This is a genomic window from Rathayibacter sp. AY1C5 (assembly GCF_002931705.1).
GTDB lineage: Bacteria > Actinomycetota > Actinomycetes > Actinomycetales > Microbacteriaceae > Rathayibacter.
The window spans coordinates 1-21,558 of the sequence record NZ_PSWD01000031.1; the positions used below are offsets into that span (position 1 = coordinate 1).

Consider the following 21,558-nt stretch of genomic DNA (forward strand, 5'->3'; position numbering starts at 1 on the left):
CTCCCCTTCATCCCCCTCCCCGAGAGGATCCGCCATGAGCACCGACACCCTGCACGGCACCGCCGACGCCGAGGACGCGCTGAGTCCCCTGCCCGACTCCCGGCGCACCGCCCGGCTCGACGGGCAGTTCTGGATCTGGGCCGGCGCCAACATCGCCCCCATCAACTGGGTGCTCGGCGCCCTTGGCGTGAACATGGGCCTCGGCCTGGCGGACACCGTCACCGTCCTCGTGCTCGGCAACGTGGTCGGGATGGCGGTGTTCGGCTTCTTCGTCCTCCTCGGCCAGCGGACAGGGGCGACCGGGATGCTCGTGGGACGGGCGATCTTCGGCCGGCGCGGCAACTACGTCCCGGCCGCGATCCAGGCCGTGGTCGTGATCGGCTGGTGCGCCATCAACACCTGGATCGTCCTCGACCTGGTCATCGCGCTCCTCGGCTCCGTCGGCGTCGTCGACCCGGAGCAGGCGAACGTCGGCTGGAAGATCGCGGTGGCCGCGGTGATCATGGCGGTGCAGGTCGCGATCTCCTTCCTCGGCTACCGCGCGATCGCCGCCTTCGAGCGCTGGACCGTGCCGCCGACCCTCCTGGTGCTGGCGATCATGTCGGTCGTCGCCTGGTTCTTCCTCGACATCGACTGGTCCTACGCCGGCCCCGCGGAGGGCGCGCTCACCGGAGGCGACCGCATCGCGGCCATGTCCATCGTGATGACCGCCATCGGCATCGGCTGGGGCCTCACCTGGCTCGCCTACGCCGGCGACTACTCCCGCTTCGTCGGACCCCGCTCCTCGAAGCGGGGGCTCTACCTCGCCAGCGTCCTCGGCCAGTTCATCCCGGTGGTCTGGCTCGGCGTCCTCGGCGCGACCCTCGCGACGAAGAACGGCTCCGTGGATCCCGGGGAGCTGATCGTCGAGAACTTCGGCGCCCTCGCGATCCCCGTGCTGCTCCTGGTGGTGCACGGTCCGATCGCGACCAACGTCCTGAACATCTACTCGTTCGGCATGGCGACCCAGGCCCTCGACATCCGGCTCGGGCGCCGCGCGCTCAGCCTCATCGTCGGCGTGCTGGCCTTCGCGGCCGCGGTGTTCTTCGTCTTCCAGGACGACCTCGCCACCACGCTCGACGCGTGGCTGGTCGGCCTCGTCGGCTGGGTCGCCCCGTGGGGTGCGATCGTGCTGGTGCACTACACCGTGTTCGAGCCGCGCGTCCGCTCCTTCGGGCACCTGTTCGCCCCGGTCGGCTCGCCGCTGCTGCCGGACGTCCGCTGGCGGGCGCTGCTCTCCTTCGCGATCGGCGCGACCCTGACCTGGCTGTTCATGAACGGCTCGGTGCCTGCCCTGCAGGGTCCGGCCGCGACCGCCCTCGGCGGCGTCGACGTCTCGTGGCTCGCGGGCGGAGTCTCGGCCGGCATCGCCTACCTCCTGCTCGGCCGGGACGCTCCCGCCTGGGTCGAGCGCCGGGAGTCGGCCGCGCCGGTCGCCGCGGAGCCCGAGCCCGTCCGCGGCTGAGCCCGAGCCCCTCCGCGGGCCGGCCCCCTCGCGAGCCGGCCCGCCCCGTCCCACCCCGCACCACGAACGGAACCGCCATGCCCCTCTTCCTCTCCGACGCCGCCGTGATCACCATGGACCCGGTCTCGGGCGCCGTCCCGATCACGGCGAGCATCCGCATCGTCGACGAGCTGATCGTCGCGATCGGCCCGGGCCTCGTCCCCGAGCCGGGCGACGAGGTGATCGACGGGCGCGACCGCCTGGTCGTCCCCGGCTTCGTCAACGCCCACACCCACTCGTGGGAGTACCTCTACAAGGGCCGCTACGACAACCTGCCGCTCGAGCTGTGGATGCTGCTGTCGTACCCGATCCTCGGGAACAGCCGCGTCGCTCCGGATCTGGTGCGGCTGCGCTCGTCGCTCTTCGCCCTCGAATCGCTGAAGGCCGGGGTCACGACCCTGGTCGACGACGTGCTCGAGAACCCGGACCAGGACGCGGAGCAGCTCGCCGCGGTCTTCGACGCGTACGACGAGATCGGAGTCCGCGCCAACATCTCGGGCCACGTCATCAGCAGGCCCTTCCACGAGACGATGCCGTTCCTCGAGGAGTACGTGCCCGCGGAGATCCTCGACCAGGCGCGGTCGGCGTCGCGCCCGACGACGGAGGGCTACCTCGCCTTCAGCCGCGAGGCGTTCGCGACCCAGCACGGGAGGGGAGGCGGGCGGCTGCGCTACATGGTCGCCCCGTCCGCTCCTCAGCGGTGCGGGCCCGAGCTGCTCGTGGGGGCGACCGAGCTGGCGCTCGAGCACGGGGCGGAGTGCCACATCCACGTCCTCGAGACGAAGACGCAGCTGGTGACCGGCGAGCTGTCCTACGGCTCGACCCTGGTCGAGTACATGGAGCGGATCGGCGCGCTCTCGCCGAACACGACCTTCGCCCACGGGATCTGGCTCACCGACTCCGACATGGAGCGGATCGCCGCCGCCGGCACGTCCGTCTCGCACAACCCGATCTCGAACCTCAAGCTCGGCTCGGGCATCGCCCCGTGGCGCGCGCTGCACGACGCGGGCGTGAACCTCGGCCTCGGCACCGACGGCTGCTCGAGCAGCGACACTCCGCGCATGCTCGACGTCGTGAAGGCCGCGGCGCTCCTGCACAAGGTCACGGATCCGGACATCGCCACCTGGCCGACCGTGTCCGAGGTGCTCACGGCCGGAACGATCGGAGGCGCGCGCAGCGCCGTGCTCGACGGCGTCACCGGCAGCATCGAGGTCGGCAAGCAGGCCGACCTCGTCGTCTACGACCTCGAGACGCTGAACTTCACCCCGCGCCAGCGGCTCGAGAACCAGCTCGTCTACTCCGAGAACGGCTCGTCGATCGACACCGTGATCGTCGCGGGCCGGATCGTCGTCTCGAAGGGCGTCTCGACCACCGTCGACGAGGCGGCCCTCCGCGCGGATCTCGCCGCGCAGCTGGGGGAGATCGTGGCCTGGCAGGACTCGCTGGACCGCACGAACGGCGTGCTCACCGAGCCGTTCCGGCGGATGTACGAGCGGGCGATGCGCCACGACGCCCCCGTCGACCGCTTCAGCGGCCGCCGGCTGGTCTGAGGGCGGGCCGGCTCCCGGCGGACTCCCGGCTCGGCACACGGACGGGCGGGGGCGCGGCTCCAGTAGGTTGCGCACATGAGGTGGCGAGCGGGAGCGGTGGCGGTGCTCGTCCTCGCGCTCGCCGGGTGCACCGCGCCGGCCGACCCCGAGCCGACGACCGGGCCCACGGCCGCCCCCGTCTCCGGGCCGGTGGTCGGCGGCTACGGCGACCTGCACGTCGCGCCCGACGGGTCGATGATGTTCTGCTACTCCGACCCCGACCCGGGATTCACGGGCGTCTGGCGGGAGTGCCAGGACGGGATCGGCACCGTGGGCGTCGACCCGGCCGCGATCGACGCGACCCTCGGGGAGACGGCGACGGCCGATCCGGGCGGGCACCGCTGGGTCGGCGCGGCGGCCGGGAAGCGCACCGCCGAGGACGGCACCGATGTCTACACCGTCTTCCTCGCGGGCACGCGCACGGACGACGCCTTCACCGTGACGGCGGTCGGCGAGGGCTCCTACCGCGTGTCGTCCGAGTACCAGGAGCTGCAGCCGGGAGTGCCGGGCGGGTTCCTGGTCCGGCTCGAGCCGATCGGCTGAGCGGGGGCGCCGGCGCGGGCGGAGGAGCCGAGCGGGGTGCAGCGGCCGGGAGGGGCGGAGTCGGCGGACTCGCGCACCCCCCGCCCCTCACAGCGGGCGCGGCCGGTACCGCTCGATCAGCGCGTCGAACAGGCCGTTCATCCGCTCGTCGACCACGCGGCGCGACTCGTCGGCGTCGTACCACTCCACGATCTCGCGGGCGCCGTCGCTGAAGCGCACCGAGGGGGAGTACGCCGGGACGAGGCGGCGGATCTTCGCGTTGTCGAACACCATCGAGTGCGCCTTGTCGCCGACGATCCCGGCACCGAGCTCGGGGTCGGCGGCGGCGATCGCGTCGGAGGCGACGTGCACGAGGCGCGGCTCGACTCCGGCCGCCGCGGCGAGGTCGTGGTGGATCTCGTCCCAGGTCGGCGTCTCGTCGCCGGTGATGTGGAAGGCCTCGCCGATCGCGGCGGAGGCGCCGAGGAGGCCGACCAGGCCGACGGCGACGTCGTCGGCGTGCGTGAGCGTCCAGAGCGAGGTGCCGTCGCCGAGGACGACCACCTCCTGGCCGCGGCGCATCCGGTCGACGACGGTCCAGCCTCCATCGACGGGCAGCGCGGTGCGGTCGTAGGTGTGCGAGGGGCGGACGATCGTGACCGGGAAGCCGCTCGCGCGGTACTCGGCCACGAGCAGGTCCTCGCACGCGATCTTGTCGCGGGAGTACTGCCAGTAGGGGTTCCGGAGCGGAGTCGACTCGGTGACCGGGAGGCTGCGCGGCGGCTTCTGGTAGGCCGAGGCCGAGCTGATGAAGACGTACTGGCCCGTGCGGCCGGCGAACAGGTCGATGTCCTGCTGCACGTGCTCGGGCGTGAAGGCGACGAAGTCGATCACGGCGTCGAAGGTCTTGTCGCCGAGGGCGGCGGTGACGGAGTCGCGGTCGCGGCCGTCGGCCTGCACCTCGCGGACGCCCTCGGGCAGCGGGCGGAGCGACGTCCGCCCCCGGTTCAGCACGGTCACGTCGTGGCCGAGCTGCAGCGCCTCGCGGACGCAGGCGGCGCTGATGATGCCCGTCCCGCCGATGAACAGCACGCTGAGCGACATGGATCCTCCTCCGGCGGCGCCCGCGGCGGACGCCTCCCGACCCGATTCCCCCACATCGGGACGCCGCACGCGAGTCCCTTGACCCGGCTACCGCTCGACGGGACGCCGGTGCTCGTCCTCCGGCTCGGGGGCGAGCAGCGCCTCCGGAGCGGCCGCCGCGGTCGGCACGTCGGGTGCCGTCCGCTGCTCGAGGGAGCGCCCCCAGGCCGTGCCCGCGAGGATCAGCGCGATGCCGAGGAAGCCGACCGGCGCGATCGGGTCGCGGGCGAGCGCGACTCCGACGACCGCGGCCCACACCGGCTCGGTGCCCAGCAGGAGGCTGACGCGGGAGGGGGAGGTGCGGCGGACCGCCCACGTCTGCACGAGGAAGCCGAAGACGGTGCAGACCAGGACGAGGTAGAGCAACAGGCCGGCGCCCACGGGGTCGAGCCCCGCGACGTACTCGGGGATCGGCACGCCGACGACGAGCGACGCGGCGCTGAAGACGACGGCGCAGGTGCCGAGCTGCACCGTGGTCAGGCGGAGGGAGTCCATCGGCGCTCGCGCCGAGAGGCGGTGCATCGACGTGACGTGCACGGCCCGCACGACGGCGGCGCCGAGGATCAGCAGGTCGCCGGGGGAGAGCGGGCGGAGGGAGCCGTTGCCCGCGAGCAGCGCGACCCCGACGACCGCGACGAGGCATGCGAGCAGGAAGCGGCCCGGGAGTCGGCGCTTCGAGACGGCGGAGTCGAGGATCGGCGTGATCACGATCGTCAGGCTGATGATGAGGCCCGCGTTGGTGGCGGAGGTGCCGGCGATGCCGTAGGTCTCGAGCGCGAAGATCGTCGCGAGCAGCGCCCCGATGGTCACGCCGACCCGCCACTCCGCCGCGGTGATCCGGTGCCGCCGCGCCGCGACGATCACGGCCAGGCACAGGGCGGCGAGGGTCATCCGCGAGCCGAGCAGCGCCATCACGCTCGAGTCGGTGACGAGCTCCTTCGCCGCGAAGTAGGTCGAGCCCCAGGAGGCGGCGACCACGAGCAGGAGGAGGTCGACCCGGAAGCGGGAGAGGAGAGCGTGCACGGCTCATCGTGGCGGCACGGAGACCCGAAGGACAAGACTGCATCTTCTTCGCCGACGCGTAAGTTGGAACTCATGGAACTCGGACAGCTCAGGGCTCTGCGGGAGCTCGGCGAGCGCGGGAGCATCGCCGCCGTCGCCGCCGCGATGCGGGTGTCCCCCTCCTCCGTCTCGCAGCAGATCAGCGCGCTGCAGCGCCGCACTCCGACGGCCCTGACCTTCCGCGACGGGCGCCGGACCGCGCTGACCCCCGCCGGCCGCGCTCTCGCGGCGGCCGTGGTCGAGGTGGAGGTGGCGCTCGAGCGCGCGGCCCGGGCGGTCGCGGACTTCGAGGGGGAGCCGAGCGGCACGGTCTCGGTCGCCGCGTTCCACAGCGCGGGGCTGGCGATGTTCGGCCCGCTGCTGGAGGCGCTGCGCGCACCGGGTCGGCCGGGCGTCGCGCTCGCCGACTTCGACGTGGCGCAGAGCGCCTTCGCCGGGCTGACCGCGGATCACGACCTGGTCGTCGCGCACCGGCTCGCCGGCAGCGCCGAGTGGCCCGGGACCGTGCGCTCCACGCCCCTCCTCTTCGAGCCGCTCGACCTCGCGCTGCGGCGCGACCATCCGCTCGCCGCGAAGGACGTCGTCCGCCCCGCCGACCTCCGCGACGAGGAGTGGGTCGCGGTGCACGAGGGCTTCCCCCTGGAGCGGGCGATCGACGCCATCGCGGTCCTCGCGGGCGGCGACGCGCGCATCCCGCACCGGATCAACGACTTCCTGGTCGCGGCGGCGGTCGTGTCGGCGGGCGACGGCGTGGCGCTGCTGCCGCGGTACACGACCGACCTGCGGCGCACGCCGGAGGTGGTGCTGCGGCCGCTCGGGATCCCGGGGCTAGGCCGCCACATCGACTGCCTCGCCCGGCCCGAGACGCTGGAGCGCTCGGCCGTGCGGGCCGTGCTCGAGCAGCTGACGGGGATCGCCGCGGGGCTCGCCGCCGCGCCGTAGCATCGTGCCGTGCACCGCCTGATCGAGACCACGGCCGGAGACCCGGCCGCCACGGACCTCTTCGCCCTGCAGGAGGCCGACCTCCTCGCCCGCTACGGCGGCGACGACACCGGTCCGCGCCCTCCCGCCGACGCTCCGACCCTGCTGCTCGAGGTCGACGGCGGGCTCGTCGGCTGCGTGGCGCTCGCGGTCGAGGACGGGATCGGCGAGATCAAGCGGATGTTCGTGGTGAGCGCCGCGCGGGGCCGCGGGCTCAGCCGCGTGCTGCTCGCCGGCGTCGAGCGGCTGGCGGCCCGCGAGGGCGTGGAGCTGCTCCGACTGGTCACCGGCACGGAGCAGCCGGAGGCGATGGCGCTCTACGCGAGCGCCGGCTACGACCCGATCGCGGGCTACGGCTACTGGGGCGACGAGCCGAGCGCGCGCTGCTACGCGAAGCGGCTCGACCGCGAGGCGCTGCTCGCCGACGCGGGCTGACGCCGGGCTGACGCCGGGCTGATGCCGGGCTGGCCGTTCGGCCGTCGGGGCGTGACGCCGGGTTGTCGCCGGGCTGCCCGTTCGGCCGTCGCGGGCCGGCGCCGGACTGACGTCGGGTTCTGCGCTCGGCCGTCGCGGGCTCTCCGGGCCGCTCGGTCCAGGGTGCTCGCGAGTCGGGCCGCCCGCTCGGAGGGTCCGTATCGGCGAGTCCGACGGGGCATCTGCGACGTCGTGCACGACTGGTCGGCGCTGCGGAGAAGTCGCTGAGGATGAGGCGCGGGGGGCGCGGCGCGCCGCCTCAGGGCAGGTTCGCGCCAGAGCGGCCTCGAGCGGCGTGCCCCGTCGCGGAGCAGGCGACTCTGTCGGAGCGGCACGGGCATCCTCCCGCGCCTCTCACCCGACTCTGCCCCCGATACCCAGGGGTGCACGATGACAGAAGGACTCCGATGCAGAACGAAGACACCAGCACGCCGACCGGCGCCCCCGATCGTCTGACCCAGCGCCGAACCGTGGTGAAGGGCGCCGCATGGGCGATTCCTGTTGTGGCCGCCTCGATCGCCGCTCCGATGGCGTCGGCCTCGACCGCCCCCCAGTGCGCCCTGCAGGACGCGCAGCGCATCGACGCCACCTCGACCACCGCGCTCGCGGCCCGGACGATCCCCGTGCCCGCGGGAACCCAGTGGGTCCGCTTCACGGCGGTCGGCGGAGACGGCGGCGGCGTCCGCACCGGGTCGGACGTCACCAGCGCCGGTGCGCGGGTGACGGGCACCATCCCCGTCGACGCGCTCGGCGGAGCGTCCGAGATCGTCATCACCGCGGGCTCGGGCGGCAGCAACCAGGCCGGCGGCCGGGGGCTCGGCAACGGCGGGGCTCCGGGCACTCCGGGCTACATCGGCTCCGGAGGAGGGGGCGGGGCCAGCGGGATCACCGCCGCGGGCTCCCTGCTCGTCATCGCGGGCGGCGGCGGCGGTAGCGCAGCCGGCTTCACCTCGAACGACTTCACCCGGTCCGCCCGCGTCGGGCCGAACGCGGGGTCCGGCGGCCCCGTCGGCGGCTCCGGCTACGACAGCGCCGTCTCGCGCGCGGACAGCAGCACCGGCTCCACGGAGCAGGCCCCGAGCACCGGCGGAAGCCAGACCGGGCCGGGGCAGCCCGGTGTGACGACGGTCAACGTGACCGAGACGGTTCTCGGCAGCCCGGGCTCCGGGCGCGACGGCGGTGCCGGCGCAGCGAGGACGAACGCGAGCCGCCAGGTGACCTATGCGTCCGGTGGTGGCGGCGGCGGTTACTTCGGCGGTGCCGGCGGTGGCACCTCCCTGTGGGTGCGCGTTGGCGGCTCCTACGCGGCCAACGCGTCGACGGGCGCAGGAGGCAGCAGCTTCGCCGCGTCCGGCGTGACCGTCGAGAACTCCGACGTCGACACCCGTTCGCAGACGATGGGCTACGTGGAGGTCGCCTTCTTCGTCTGCGAGTAGCGCCTGCCCGAAGGCCAGACGAGCCTCCGTGGTCACCCGCTCAGGCGTGCGACCACGGAGGCTCGTCGTCGTCACCGTCCGCTCCACGTCGTCCCCGTCCTCCCGATGTCCCATCACCATATCAGTATGGGGCGGGAGGCGCCAGACCTCACTCCTCCTGCGGTTCCGCGCCGTCGTGCTGCAGGCGCACCAGGACGCGGCGGAGGTGCATCGCCGCGAGGACGCCGGGCCCGAGGGTCCGGGAGGTCGCGGCGGTCCGCTCGTCGACGACCTGCACGAGGTGCCGGATCGCGCGGGCCGCGCCCCCGATCGCCCGGTGCGCGGCGGGGGACCCGACGTCGTCGCGATCGATCGCGTCGGCGACCGCCCGGCAGGCCTCGCTCAGCGGCGGGCCGAGCGCCGGATCGAACGGGAGCGCGCCCGGCCGCTCCCAGATGGTGTCCGCGAGGGCGCCGCTCAGATCGCGGACGTGGAAGAGGATCGCGTCGAGCGTCTCGAGGCGGAGGTGGTCGGGTCGGGAGTCGCGCCGGTGCAGCAGTGCGCGCGGGTTGCCCTTGCGGCTCTCGTCCGCGTCCGCGAGGGCCGCGCGGACCTCCTCCGCCGTCCGGGCCAGCTCCTCGCCGTTGCGCGCCCACGCCTCGTGCTCGGGCGGCCACGTCTCCTCGAGCGCGGCGGCCAGCTGGCGCAGGTGCTCCGCGAGCTCGCGCTGGAACGCGTCGACCCGGGCGGACGCCGCCTCGACGGTGAGCCCGGGGGCGACGACCACGTTCACCAGCAGCCCCACCACCACGCCCACCGCCATCTGCACGAGGTAGCCGAGGGAGTAGTCCTCGGCGTCGGCCCCGCCGATGATGAGCACGAAGAGGGCCGCCATCGGCACGTACTCGCGGCCCGCGCCGAACCACCCCGTCCCCGAGAGGACCACGCCGATCCCGACGACGAGCGGGATCGTCCACCAGGTCGGTCCGACGGTGACGACCACGAGGGCGGCGAGGCCGATCCCCGCCGCGAGCCCGAGCAGGGTCTGTAGTCCGGTGCGGACCGAGCCCATCAAGGTCGGGTACATGCTGACGAGGGCGCCGAGCGGCGCGTAGTACGGGTACTGCTCCGCGACTCCGGGAGCGAGCGGCGCGACGGCCCAGGCGATGCCGACCGCCAGCGCCGTCTTGAGAGCGAGCATGAGGCGCGAGCCGGTGACCGCCTCCCGCCAGGCGAGGGCGGCGCGGGACGTCCGGGTGCGGGGCATCCCGGCACCTTAGGCGAGGGGCGCGGACCGTCTCTCCCCTCTTGACAGCGGCGGCGGAGGCGCGAGCGGCGGTGGAAGAAAGAGGACGGCGGCTCGGGACGGCGGTGCTGATCACGACTCACGACGAACGTCCGATCCGGCCCACGTCGCCTGCGCCGTTCCACGGGGCGCCGCGGATCCTTCCTCCGTGACGAGAGCGACCGCGCGGACCGCAGGCGCCGTGAAGTGATGCCACCCCCGCTCACGGGGGCCGTTGAGTTTGCGCAGACGCCCTGTTACCGTGAACAAACCGTGCAGCTGGCGGCGTCGGAGGCCTCGAGGTGGAGGTCGCGCCGGATCCTGCGAGTCACGGCGAGTTCTTCTCCGAGGTCCACCGGGCCTCTCCTGTTGGCGCCCTCCGGCGCCTCTCCGCAGCCCCCCCCGCCCCCGGGGGCGCGCCGCTCACGGTGCGCCTCCGGGCCCCACGCCGCCCCTGACGATGGAGTCACGATGACGACCGCATCGACGCCCGTCGACGCCGAGCTCCCCCGATCCGCGGGGCTCCGGCGCCGCCACACGGCCGGGCTGCTGATCCTCCTCGCCGCGGTGGCTCCGCTGCCCTTCACCGCCGCCTCCCCGGCCGTCGCCCTCGGCGAGCCGACCTCCACCGACCCGATCGCGCCGGACACCGCCGACCCCGCGATCGAGTTCCACGACGGCGACTGCTCCATGGTCGCGACAGCCCGGGCAACCCCGTCGTGATGCGGAAGGCGCCCACCCTCGCGGCACTCGGCACCACCGCCCCGACCACCGGGTACACCGACACGAACCCCGGCGGCTGATCCCTCGTGCCGGTCGAGCAGCTGCCCCTCCCTGCCGGTCGAGCAGCCGCCCGGCGGCGTATCGAGCCCTTCGTGCTCCGCACACAGGCTCCGACACGCCCCTGACGGCGCTGCTCGACCCAGCAGGGCTCGGCACCCCGAGATCCTCTCCCCCTCCCTGAACCGCACCACTCCACTGAAGGAGCACCATGCCCCCCACCACCACACCCGCGCGGCGAGCGCCGCTGCGCGCAGCGCTCGCCGCGCTCGGCCTCGGAGCAGTGCTGCTCTCGGGCCTCGTCGCCCCGGCTCCGGCCGCGCAGGCGGCCGATGCCGTGATCCCGCAGCAGGGCCTCCTCGCCGACTACCGGTTCACGCAGACCACCGGCAGCACGGTCCCGAACACCGTGAGCGGAGGCGTGGGAGCCGCCACCGTCCGCAACGCGACCGACGCGCTCTGGACCGGCACGTCGCTCCGCCTCACCGGCGGCCCCAAGAGCAGCACCACCGCCCCCTGGGTGCAGCTGCCCGCGAACCTGCTGACCGGTCGCTCGTCGGCCACCGTCACGATCGAGACCCGCGCCGACGCGTCGATGCTCTCGAACTTCCACTTCCTGTGGAACATCGGCAGCGACAGCACGAACCAGTACTGGTTCGCGTCCGTCCGCGACCGGGTGCGCACCGCGATCACGACCAGCGGAGGGAACGGCGAGAACAACGCCCGCAGCGCCTCCGCCCTGACCGCCGACCGCTGGTACAGCCTCACCTCGGTGATCGACGGCAGCGCCGGCACGATCTCGTTCTTCGTCGACGGCGTCCAGGTCGCCTCGGCGCCCACCGCTCTGCGCCCCTCGTCGGTGGCGGACCAGTCGCTGAACACGATCGGCCGAGCACCGTACCCCGACCCGTTCTACACGGGCGAGGTCTCGGCGTTCCGCGTCTACGACCGCGCGCTCACCGGGGCGGAGGTGGTGGCCGTGTCGAGCGTCGACGCGAAGCCTCACGCCTCCACGTTCTCCCCGATCGCCGCCGCCGTGCTGGCCGGGGTCGCCCCGCTCACCGTCGACGACTCGACCACGAACCTGCCCGACTACGGGGGAGCGGTGACCTGGTCCTCCAGCGACCCGACCCTGCGCGTCTCGGCCGACGGCCGCACCCTCAGCGCCGACCGCCCCGCCGTGGGCCAGGCCGCGCGCACCTCGTCGCTCACCGCGACGGCGTCGATCCGCGGAATCGTGCAGACCCGCTCGATCGCCGTGACGGTCGAGCCGCAGGTCGGCGTCGACACCCCCTACGGCTACCTGATGGTCCACTTCGTCGAGGACTCCCAGGGCTACGCCGAGAAGATCTACCTCGACGTCTCCCGCGGCGACGACCCGGAGAAGTGGGACCCGCTCAACGGCGCGAAGCCGATCCTGGCCTCCGACCTCGGCACCACCGGTGTCCGCGACCCGTACCTGACCTACAACCCCGACACGAAGAAGTACTACATCATCGCCACGGACCTCCGCGTCTTCGGCGGCGACCGGGGCCCCAGCACCTGCGACACCTGGTGCTACTGGACCACCAAGGGCAGCACGAAGATGAACGTCTGGGAGTCGAGCGACCTCGTGTCGTGGAGCGACGTCCGCCAGTTCGACGTGGCGCTCGACGCCGCGGGGACGAAGAAGCTCGAGGCCGGCATGATGTGGGCTCCCGAGGCCACGTGGGTGCCGGACTATGCGGGACCCGGCAAGGGCGCGTTCGTCGTCTACTGGTCCTCGACGGTCTACCCGACCGCGGCGCACACGCCGGGCACCGGATCCTCCCGCGTGCTCTGGGGAGCGACCACGGACTTCACGCAGGCCACCTACTCGTACGGCGGCACCTTCATCGACACCGGGGCCGACACGATCGACACCACGCTGATCCAGGACTCCGGCACGACCTACCGGATCTCGAAGGACAACGGCACCGGCAAGGGCATCTACATGGAGTCGACCACCTCGGCGACCTGGTGGCTGCCGACGACCTCGTGGACGCAGATCCAGTCGCGCATCGGCGCGGTGTGGTCCGGCGGCAACCCCGGTGGGGTCGAGGGCCCCGCGGTGTTCAAGGACCACGGCGAGGACACCTGGTACCTGTACGTCGACGTGATCCCCGCGACCGGCTACAAGCCGATGGTGACGAACGACCTCGACACGGGCTGGACCCAGCTCACCGACCCGGGCTTCTCGCTCGCCTCGTCGACCAAGCACGGCGGCATCGTCTCGCTGACCGCGGGGCAGTACGCCGAGGTCCGCTCGGCCGACGCCGCCTCCGCGGTCCGCTCGGACCTCGGCGAGGTGACGGTCGCCTCCGGCACCGACGCCGCGGCGGCTCTGCCCGCCCGCGCCGACGTCGTGCTCGCCTACAACCGGGGCACCGCCTCGCAGCCGGTCACCTGGAACACCTCCGCGGTGGCGACGGCGCCCGGCCGCTACTCCGTCACCGGAGTCGTCCGCACGATCGGTGCGAACGACAACCAGTGGGTGGGCGCGAACGGATCGACGGCCTACAACGCCGCCGACCGTCGGCTCTCGAGCTCCACGGCCGTCACGGTCACCGCGACCGTGGTGGTGACGGCACCGACCTCGACGCTCACCGCGTCCACCCGCTGCATCGCGGGCAAGGTCGTCCTCACCGGAGTGGTGAAGAACACGGGCACGACGCCCCTCTCGGTCGTCATCCGCTCGCCGTTCGGCGCCTCGCAGACGCTGACCGCCGCCCCCGGCGCCAGCGCCTCGGCCGCCTTCACCACCCGTCAGGCCTCGGTCCCGGCCGCCTCGCTCACCGCGGGCGCCCTGACCGCGGCCTACCCGGCGCGCACCTGCTGACGCACGCGCGCCGCTGACGCCGAGACGGCCCGCCCCCGCCGAGACACCGCCCCACCGCGGTGCCTCGGCCGGGAGCGGGCCGTCTCGGCGTCGAGCGCCTCGGAGCTCCGCGGCGGCCGCCCCACATCCCGGCACGGCAGGCTGTACGGATGAGCGCGCCTGGAACCACCGACCCCCTCGACCACGTCCGCGTGCGCGGCGCCCGCGAGAACAACCTCCGGAGCATCGACGTCGACGTGCCGCGCGACGCCCTCGTCGCCTTCACGGGGGTCTCCGGATCGGGCAAGAGCTCGCTCGCCTTCGGCACGCTCTACGCGGAGGCGCAGCGCCGCTACTTCGAGTCGGTCGCCCCCTACGCGCGGCGGCTGATCGACCAGGTCGGCGTGCCGGACGTCGACTCGATCGAGGGCCTGCCGCCGGCCGTCGCCCTCCCGCAGCGGCGCTCCGGAGGCTCGGCCCGCTCCACGGTCGGCAGTGCGACGACGCTCTCGAGCGTGGTGCGGATGGTGTTCTCGCGCATCGGCGCCTACCCCGAGGGCGCGCCGATGCTGCTCGCAGAGGACTTCTCGGCCAACACCGTGCAGGGCGCGTGCCCCAGCTGCCACGGCATCGGCCGGGTCTACGACGTCCCCGACGAGCTGATGGTGCCGGACGACTCCCTCTCGATCCGCGACGGGGCGCTCGCCGCCTGGCCGACCGCCTGGCACGGCAAGCAGCTGCGCGACAGCCTGATCTCGCTCGGACACGACATCGACGCTCCGTGGCGCGACCTGCCCGCGGAGGACCGCGACTGGATCCTGCACACTCCTGACTCCCCGCAGGTTCCCGTGTGGACCGACCGCTCGCCCGCGGAGGTGCGCGCCTCCGTGGCCGCCGGGGACGAGCCGCGCTACATGAGCACGTTCCTCGGGGTGCGCCGCTACGTGCTCGACACCTTCGCCGGCTCGAAGAGCGCCCGGATGCGCGAGCGCGCGGCCTCGTTCGTCGTCAGCGTCGCCTGCCCGGTGTGCGGCGGCCGGAGGCTGAAGCCCGACGCGCTCGCCGTCACCTTCGAGGGGCTCGACATCACCGAGCTGTCGGCGCTCCCGCTCGAGGAGCTGGTCGTCGTCGCGCGGCGCGTGCTGGAGCCCGGCTGGACCCCGGCCGACGGCGCTCCGCAGACCCGCCTGGCCGCGCAGCGGCTGGTCGAGGACCTCGTCGCCCGCCTCGCGCCGATCGTCGACCTGGGCCTCGGCCACCTCTCGCTCGACCGCTCCACGCCGACACTCTCCTCGGGGGAGCTCCAGCGGATGCGCCTCGCGACGCAGGTGCTCTCGCGCCTCTTCGGCGTCGTCTTCGTGCTCGACGAGCCGTCCACGGGCCTGCACCCCGCCGACACGGAGGCGCTGCTCGGCATCCTGCGGACCCTGCGGGCGACCGGCAACACCGTCTTCTTCGTCGAGCACTCCCTCGACGTCATCCGCGAGGCCGACTGGATCGTCGACATCGGCCCGGGCGCGGGGTCGGGGGGCGGCACCGTCGTCTACTCCGGCCCGCTCGACGGCCTGCCGGGCGCCCGCGACTCCGTCACCCGCCGCTACCTCTTCCCCGAGGGCGACCCGGCGCCGCTGCGCTCCCGCCGCACCGCGGAGCAGTGGATCGAGCTCGCCGGCGTCTCGCGGCACACCCTCGACGACCTCTCCGTCGCGTTCCCGGTCGGGGTGCTCACCGCGGTCACCGGCGTCTCCGGATCGGGCAAGTCGACGCTCGTGAACCAGGCGCTGCCCGATCTGCTGCGCGCCTCGCTCCGCGCCGACGTCGCCGAGGACGCGCCGGCGGAGGAGGGCGGGGAGGCGGACCCGCTGCTCGACGCGGCGGCGGCGGCGACCTGCGGCACCGCCTCCGGGCCCGCGGACCGCCTGCGCCGCGTGGTGCAGGTGACCCAGACCCCGATCGGCCGGACCTCGCGCTCGAACGTCGCGACCTACACGGGCCTGTTCGACCGGGTGCGGACGCTCTTCGCGGCCACACCGGAGGCGAAGCGCCGCCGCTTCTCGGCGAGCCGCTTCTCCTTCAACCTGCCCAGCGGGCGCTGCCCCGTCTGCAAGGGCGAGGGCTCCGTGGAGGTGGAGCTGCTGTTCCTCCCGACCGTCGAGGCGCCCTGCACGGCGTGCGGCGGCACCCGGTACAACGACGAGACCCTCGAGGTCACCCTGGGCGGCCGGACGATCGCCGACGTCCTCGCGCTGAGCGTCGCCGATGCGCGCGAGACCTTCGCCGAGGACCGCGAGGTCGCCCGCCACCTCGACGCGCTGGTGGACGTGGGGCTCGGCTACGTCTCGCTCGGCCAGCCGGCGCCCGAGCTGTCCGGGGGAGAGGCGCAGCGGGTGAAGCTCGCCTCGGAGCTGCGTCGCGCCCAGCGCGGGGACACGCTCTACCTGCTCGACGAGCCGACGTCGGGCCTGCACCCCGCCGACGCCGACCGCCTGCTCGAGCACCTGCAGCACCTGGTCGACGGGGGCAACACGGTGATCGTCGTCGAGCACGACATGCGCGTCGTCGCCGACGCGGACTGGGTCGTGGACCTCGGCCCGGGAGCGGGCCGGGCCGGCGGCTCGGTGGTCGCGACGGGCACTCCGGAGGAGGTCGCCGAGGCCGCGGGCAGCCGCACCGCTCCGTACCTCCGGGCGGCTCTGGACCGGCGCCGCTGAGCACCCGAGGACCCTGTCAGTCCTCTCACCGAAACCTCACCGAAAACAGTTGTTAACGGTAACATTCGAGGCGGCCCGCCCCCCTGGGCCGGATTTCTCAACGACGAGAGGCCTCACGAATGCGACGACGACTCCCCCTGGCCACCGTGGCGGTGATGGCGCTGACGGCGGGTCTCCTGTCGGTCGGCCCCACGGCTCAGGCCGCCCCCACCACCTCGCTCGACGCCGCGAAGGTGCTCGAGCTCCCGTTCGACGGGTCGCTCGCCGACACCAGCGGTCGTGGTACCGCCCTCGGGATGCAGAAGGGCACCGCCTCCTACGGCACCGGCCTGAACGGCCGGGCGTTCGAGTTCACCGGATCGAACGCGATCTCGCTCGGCACTGCGGCGGCGCTGCAGCCCGCCGACCTCACCGTCTCGTTCTGGTACAAGCCGACCAGCGCGATGACCGGTGAGCAGGTCTTCACCTGGAACAAGACCGCCTACAACTCCGACGGCTGGTACCTCACCTCCGAGGGCGACGACACTCCGCTCGCCCTCTCGATCGGCCCGTCCGGCGGTCAGCCGTACAAGGTCGCCGTCGAGACCGCCCGCTCCGGCTTCTTCCCCGCGGGGGAGTGGACGCACGTGGTCGCCACGTACGACAAGAGCACCAAGGCCGTCGCCTTCTACCGCAACGGGGTGAAGCAGACCGCCGTCGTCAAGACCGCGCCGTCCTCCTCCGCATCCGGCGTCCTCGGCTCCGAGAGCACCTCGACGAAGACCCTCGGCTTCAACGGCCCCCAGTACAACGGCGCGCACCTGCGCGGCCTGCTCGACGACTACGCGCTCTACAACGGCGTCGCGACCACCACCGACGTCGTCGCCCTGACGAAGGCCGGCAACCCCTCCTTCGACCCCGCGAGCATCGCCCGGGCCGACCTCGAGCTGGTCGCCCCGCCCGCGAGCACCAGCACCGGCTTCACCCTGCCCACCGTCGGCGCGAAGGGGTCCGCCCTCAGCTGGACCTCCTCCGACCCGGCGACCGTCGCGATCAGCGGAGGCACGGCCGCGGTCACGCCGCCCACCGGCTCCGCGACGCAGGTCGTCCTCACCGGCTCCGCCACCTACGGGGGCAGCACCGCGGTCACGAAGACCTACACTCTCCAGGTGCAGCCCCGGGGAGTGAAGACGTCGAACTACCTTCTGGAGGCCGGCCTGTCCGACGTCTCCGTGCAGGACCCCTACCTCGAGAACGGGGAGCAGCAGACCGTCGAGTACCTGCTGAGCCTCGACCCCGAGATGTTCCTCTACTCCTTCTACCGCGAGGCCGGGCTCACGCCGACCACCAGCGGCGGATACGGGGGTTGGGAGCGCGAGAACGGCACCCGGTTCCAGGGCCACTTCTTCGGCCACTACCTCTCGGCGCTCTCGCAGGCCTACGCGACCGAGGAGGACGCGGCCACCAAGGCGGCTCTGCTCGCGAAGCTCACCGCTTCCGTCGACGGTCTGAAGAAGGTCCAGGACGCCTACGCGCTGAAGGACCCCGCGAACGCCGGCTACGTCTCGCCGTTCCCGACCCGCTACCTCCCCTCGGGCGGCGACGGCCTGCTCGTCCCCTTCTACAACCTGCACAAGGTGCTCGCAGGCCTCCTCGACGCCCACGACCAGGCGCCCGACGCCGTCTCGCAGAAGGCGCTCACCGTCGCCGGCGGCTTCGGCAGCTGGATCACCGCCTGGGCGGGCCGCCAGGCCAACCCCGGGCAGCTCCTGAACACGGAGTACGGCGGAATGAACGAGGCGCTCTACCGCCTGTACGAGACCACGCACGACCCGGCGCACAAGCGCGCGGCCGAGTACTTCGACGAGACCGCGCTGTTCCAGAAGCTCGCGAACAACGAGGACGTCCTCAACGGGCTGCACGCGAACACGACCGTCCCGAAGCTGATCGGCGCGCTGAAGCGCTACCGCGTCTTCACCGACGACCCGGCGCTCTACGCCACGCTCACCGCCGCGGAGAAGACGGATCTCGACATGTACCGCCGTGCCGCCGAGAACTTCTGGCGCATGGTCGACGAGACCCACACCTACGCCAACGGCGGCAACAGCCAGTCCGAGCACTTCCACGCACCCGGCACCCTGTACGAGTACGCCACGAACGGCCAGACCACCGGCTACGGCGAGAACTCGACCTCCGAGGGCTGCAACATCTACAACATGCTCAAGCTCACCCGGGCGCTGTTCCAGGTGACCGAGGACGTGAAGTACGCCGACTTCTACGAGGAGACGTTCATCAACGGCGTCCTCTCGGTGCAGAACCCGGACACCGGCATGGTGACCTACTTCCAGCCGCAGACCGCGGGCTACGCCAAGGTCTTCGGGCACGAGCTCGACGAGTTCTGGTGCGACCACGGCTCGGGTATCGAGAGCTTCACCAAGCTCGGCGACTCGATCTACTTCGAGAAGCCGAAGACCGTCTTCGTGAACCAGTTCCGCTCCTCGGTCCTCCGCTCCTCCGCGAACAACCTCCGGCTGACCCAGACGGCGGACATCCCGAGCACGGACACGGCGACCCTGAGGGTCGAAGCGCTGGCCGGAGGAGCCGTGGCCGCGGACACGACCCTCAAGCTGCGCGTGCCGTCCTGGATCGACGGAGCGCCGACGCTCACCGTGAACGGTGCCGTCCGTGCCGTCACGGCCCAGGCCGGATACGTCTCGGTCGCCGTCGCCGCCGGTGACGTGCTGACCTGGAAGCTGCCCGCCGCGGTCAGCGCGGTCGCGGACACGGAGAACCCCGACTGGACCGCGTTCCGCTACGGACCGGTGCTGCTGGCGACCGAGCTCAACCGCTCGAACGTCGAGGCGTCCTACGTCGCCGGCGTCCTGGTGCGCATGGGCACGGCCGACAAGTCCGTGAACTCGAACGTCGTCGTCGCGGACTCCGCGGCCTGGAAGTCCGCGGTCCGCGGCAACCTGGTCCGCCTGCCCGACGGCGCGGACGGCAACGGCCGCACGACGATGCGCTTCGGCATGAAGAACGTCGACGCCGCGTCCGCCGCCCGGGTGTTCACTCCGTACTACAGCCTCTACAACGCCCGCTACGCGACCTACATGACCCTGATCGAGCCCGACTCGGCCGCGGCCCAGGAGCTGATCCGGACGCAGAAGGAGCAGCTGCGCGTCGACGAGACGACGATCGACTCCCTCACCTCCTTCGACAACAACAACAGCGAGGCCGACAAGAACTACAAGACCGCGCGGTCCTCGGTGGGGACCTGGCGCGGCGAGGGGTACCGCGACGGCGAGCGCTCGGCGGAGGCGTACTTCCAGTACGACATGATCGTCGACCCGGCTCTGCCGGCGAACTACCTCGGGGTCCGCTACTACGGCGGCGACGCGGGACGCACCTTCGACGTCTACCTCAACGACGTGAAGCTCAAGACCGAGGTGGTCTCGGGAGCGGCCGGAGCGACGAGCTGGTACGTCCAGTACGACCGGATCCCGGCGTCGATCCTCAGCGGTCTCGCCGCGAAGGACAGCTACAAGCGCGACCAGAGCGGGAAGTACGTGCTCGACGCGAAGGGGCAGAAGATCCCCGTCGTCACGGTGCGCTTCCAGGGCACCGGATCCAGCTACGTCGGCGGTGTCTTCGGGGTCTACACGACCGAGTCGACCACCTACGCTGCGGACCCGGAGCTGACGAAGCTCTCCTCCGACGTCGGGACGCTCTCGCCGGCTCTCGCCGCCGGGGTCAGGGACCACACGCTCACGGTGCCGGCCGGCACGACGAGCGTCTCGCTCGACCTGGACCCGGCCGTGCCCAGCGGCCTGGTGAAGGTCGACGGCGTGCTGATCGACGACACCGTCCGCCGCACCGTGCCGCTCGCGGCCTCGGGGACGACGAGCGTGGTCGTCGAGTCGTCGGCGCAGGACCACACGACGACAGCGACCTACCGCCTCTCCATCGTCCGCGCCTCCGCGGCGACGGTACCGACGACCGTGGCGGCCACCAGCCGCTGCGTGGCGGGCAAGGTCGTGGTGACGGTCACCGCTCGGAACGATGCGAAGGTCCCGGCGGGGATCACCCTCGGCTCCGCCTGGGGCTCGAAGGCGTTCACCGGGATCGCTCCCGGGTCGAGCGCCTCGCACGCCTTCACCACCCGCGCCGCCTCGGTGGCCGCGGGCTCGGCGACGGTGACCGCGACGGCGACCGTGGACGGAGCATCGGTGACCACCACGAAGCAGGCCGCGTACTCCGCTCTCACCTGCAAGTGACGTGACGACGACGGCCGCCGGGGATCGCCCCCGGCGGCCGTCGTCGTCAGTCGGAGGTGCGGTAGAGGCCCTGGAGCAGCCCGATGACGTCGCCCAGGACGGGCGGCGGCTCGCTCCGGATCCACGCGGCGTGCACGGGGACCGGCGGGGCGTCGCGGATGACCCGGTAGGCGAGGCCCTGCCGTCGGTACTGGCTCACCGTCGATTCCGCGGTCACTCCGCGGGCGGAGCCGCTGCTGATCACCGTGAGCCAGTCGTCGACGTCGGTCGTCGGGACGGTGATCCGCGGCCGGTCGTGCTCGGGCCAGAGGTCGAGCCGGGTGCTTCCGGTCCGGTCGTCGAGCGCCAGCGGAGCGGTCGCCACCTGGGCGAGGGTGACCGTGCGCTTCGCGGCGAGCGGGTCGTCGGCGGACAGCGCGCAGTAGCGCTTCTCGGTGCCGATCAGAGCCGACTCGACGTCCGCAGCCGGGGATCCGCGCCGGAGGATCGCCAGATCGCTGAGGCCCTCGGCGAGCCCCGCGGTGGGGGTGTTGGAGCGGATCAGCCGCAGCTCGTGGCGGGGGAGCGCCGCGGCCCAGCGGCGCTGGAACTCCTGGGTGTGCTCGCCGAGAGCCGACCAGGCGTAGCCGATCCGGATCGTGTCCGTCCCGGCCGCCGCCTCCTCGCGAAGGTCGTCGACGACGGCCAGGACGCGGCGGGCGTGCCGCAGCACCCGCTCGCCCGCCGGCGCGAGCTCGACGCTGCGGGTCGTCCGGTGGAGGAGCCTTCGTCCGAGGACGGACTCGAGCGCCGCGACGTTGCGGGAGACCGCCGTCTGGGAGATGCCGAGGTCGATCCCCGCGTCGGTGAAGGTCCCGGCGTCCACGACGCCGACGAACGACCGGAGGTGGCGCAGTTCCAGTTCCATGACCGCATCCTATTCATGCGGTTCCCGCATCGATCGGACCGGTGATGCATTGTGAGC

At 72.8% G+C, this 21,558-nt stretch carries 14 protein-coding genes; 10 read left to right on the forward strand and 4 right to left on the reverse strand.

Features of this window, described 5'->3' with window-relative positions; all coding sequences use genetic code 11:
• The first annotated feature begins 34 nt into the window (after positions 1–34).
• From C5C57_RS15505 to C5C57_RS15515, 3 genes are all read left to right on the forward strand, one after another.
• Positions 35–1,504: a cytosine permease gene (locus C5C57_RS15505; RefSeq protein WP_104234359.1), complete on the forward strand. Its 1,470-nt coding sequence runs from the start codon at positions 35–37 to the stop codon at positions 1,502–1,504.
• Between the two features lie 77 nt (positions 1,505–1,581).
• The gene (locus C5C57_RS15510; RefSeq protein WP_104248340.1) at positions 1,582–3,093 is read left to right on the forward strand and encodes an amidohydrolase family protein; all 1,512 of its coding nucleotides are present in this window, start codon (positions 1,582–1,584) and stop codon (positions 3,091–3,093) included.
• 75 nt (positions 3,094–3,168) lie between these two features.
• A complete protein-coding gene (locus C5C57_RS15515; protein WP_146082447.1) occupies positions 3,169–3,675 on the forward strand; it encodes a hypothetical protein in 507 nt (168 codons plus the stop codon).
• Between the two features lie 87 nt (positions 3,676–3,762).
• Here C5C57_RS15515 and C5C57_RS15520 read toward each other — a convergent pair whose 3' ends face one another.
• Positions 3,763–4,758 (reverse strand): SDR family oxidoreductase, encoded by a 996-nt coding sequence (locus tag C5C57_RS15520; RefSeq protein ID WP_104248338.1) that lies wholly within the window; start codon positions 4,756–4,758, stop codon positions 3,763–3,765.
• A gap of 87 nt (positions 4,759–4,845) precedes the next feature.
• Complete coding sequence (locus C5C57_RS15525) at positions 4,846–5,820, reverse strand: DMT family transporter (RefSeq protein WP_219815118.1); 975 nt, start codon at positions 5,818–5,820, stop codon at positions 4,846–4,848.
• Positions 5,821–5,892: 72 nt separating this feature from the next.
• On the opposite strand from C5C57_RS15525, the gene C5C57_RS15530 reads away from it, so the two are divergent.
• The 3 genes from C5C57_RS15530 (at position 5,893) to C5C57_RS15540 (ending at position 8,750) form a co-directional block, all read left to right on the forward strand.
• The gene (locus C5C57_RS15530; protein WP_104222489.1) at positions 5,893–6,801 is read left to right on the forward strand and encodes a LysR family transcriptional regulator; all 909 of its coding nucleotides are present in this window, start codon (positions 5,893–5,895) and stop codon (positions 6,799–6,801) included.
• 9 nt (positions 6,802–6,810) lie between these two features.
• Entirely contained in the window at positions 6,811–7,275 is a 465-nt protein-coding gene (locus C5C57_RS15535) for a GNAT family N-acetyltransferase (RefSeq protein ID WP_104226986.1), read from the forward strand.
• Positions 7,276–7,721: 446 nt separating this feature from the next.
• Positions 7,722–8,750 (forward strand): hypothetical protein, encoded by a 1,029-nt coding sequence (locus C5C57_RS15540; protein ID WP_146082448.1) that lies wholly within the window; start codon positions 7,722–7,724, stop codon positions 8,748–8,750.
• Positions 8,751–8,898: 148 nt separating this feature from the next.
• Here the strand turns inward: C5C57_RS15540 and C5C57_RS15545 are convergent, their stop codons facing one another.
• Positions 8,899–9,996, reverse strand: a complete 1,098-nt coding sequence (locus C5C57_RS15545; RefSeq protein WP_104248337.1) for an aromatic acid exporter family protein — start codon at positions 9,994–9,996, stop codon at positions 8,899–8,901.
• Positions 9,997–10,485: 489 nt separating this feature from the next.
• Between C5C57_RS15545 and C5C57_RS15550 the strand changes: the two genes are divergently transcribed.
• From C5C57_RS15550 to C5C57_RS15565, 4 genes are all read left to right on the forward strand, one after another.
• On the forward strand, positions 10,486–10,737 hold the full coding sequence (locus tag C5C57_RS15550) for a hypothetical protein (protein WP_104226573.1): 252 nt from the start codon (positions 10,486–10,488) through the stop codon (positions 10,735–10,737).
• A 268-nt stretch (positions 10,738–11,005) separates the two neighbouring features.
• Positions 11,006–13,651 carry a LamG-like jellyroll fold domain-containing protein gene (locus C5C57_RS15555; protein WP_104297832.1) on the forward strand — a complete coding sequence of 882 codons (2,646 nt, stop codon included), beginning with the start codon at positions 11,006–11,008 and terminating at the stop codon, positions 13,649–13,651.
• Positions 13,652–13,800: 149 nt separating this feature from the next.
• Positions 13,801–16,341: an excinuclease ABC subunit UvrA gene (locus tag C5C57_RS15560; RefSeq protein WP_104297833.1), complete on the forward strand. Its 2,541-nt coding sequence runs from the start codon at positions 13,801–13,803 to the stop codon at positions 16,339–16,341.
• A gap of 119 nt (positions 16,342–16,460) precedes the next feature.
• Positions 16,461–20,594 (forward strand): beta-L-arabinofuranosidase domain-containing protein, encoded by a 4,134-nt coding sequence (locus C5C57_RS15565; RefSeq protein WP_104248204.1) that lies wholly within the window; start codon positions 16,461–16,463, stop codon positions 20,592–20,594.
• Positions 20,595–20,640: 46 nt separating this feature from the next.
• Here the strand turns inward: C5C57_RS15565 and C5C57_RS15570 are convergent, their stop codons facing one another.
• A complete protein-coding gene (locus C5C57_RS15570) occupies positions 20,641–21,501 on the reverse strand; it encodes a LysR family transcriptional regulator (RefSeq protein ID WP_104248205.1) in 861 nt (286 codons plus the stop codon).
• Positions 21,502–21,558 lie beyond the last annotated feature (57 nt).

What these genes read in the sequence shown, in the direction of transcription:
- C5C57_RS15530 (WP_104222489.1), top strand. Translation starts at nt 5,893, where the DNA reads ATGGAACTCGGACAGCTCAGGGCTCTGCGGGAGCTCGGCGAGCGCGGG.
- C5C57_RS15545 (WP_104248337.1), bottom strand. Translation starts at nt 9,996, where the DNA reads ATGCCCCGCACCCGGACGTCCCGCGCCGCCCTCGCCTGGCGGGAGGCG.
- C5C57_RS15560 (WP_104297833.1), top strand. Translation starts at nt 13,801, where the DNA reads ATGAGCGCGCCTGGAACCACCGACCCCCTCGACCACGTCCGCGTGCGC.
- C5C57_RS15520 (WP_104248338.1), bottom strand. Translation starts at nt 4,758, where the DNA reads ATGTCGCTCAGCGTGCTGTTCATCGGCGGGACGGGCATCATCAGCGCC.
- C5C57_RS15555 (WP_104297832.1), top strand. Translation starts at nt 11,006, where the DNA reads ATGCCCCCCACCACCACACCCGCGCGGCGAGCGCCGCTGCGCGCAGCG.
- C5C57_RS15515 (WP_146082447.1), top strand. Translation starts at nt 3,169, where the DNA reads ATGAGGTGGCGAGCGGGAGCGGTGGCGGTGCTCGTCCTCGCGCTCGCC.
- C5C57_RS15540 (WP_146082448.1), top strand. Translation starts at nt 7,722, where the DNA reads ATGCAGAACGAAGACACCAGCACGCCGACCGGCGCCCCCGATCGTCTG.
- C5C57_RS15565 (WP_104248204.1), top strand. Translation starts at nt 16,461, where the DNA reads ATGCGACGACGACTCCCCCTGGCCACCGTGGCGGTGATGGCGCTGACG.
- C5C57_RS15510 (WP_104248340.1), top strand. Translation starts at nt 1,582, where the DNA reads ATGCCCCTCTTCCTCTCCGACGCCGCCGTGATCACCATGGACCCGGTC.
- C5C57_RS15505 (WP_104234359.1), top strand. Translation starts at nt 35, where the DNA reads ATGAGCACCGACACCCTGCACGGCACCGCCGACGCCGAGGACGCGCTG.
- C5C57_RS15550 (WP_104226573.1), top strand. Translation starts at nt 10,486, where the DNA reads ATGACGACCGCATCGACGCCCGTCGACGCCGAGCTCCCCCGATCCGCG.
- C5C57_RS15570 (WP_104248205.1), bottom strand. Translation starts at nt 21,501, where the DNA reads ATGGAACTGGAACTGCGCCACCTCCGGTCGTTCGTCGGCGTCGTGGAC.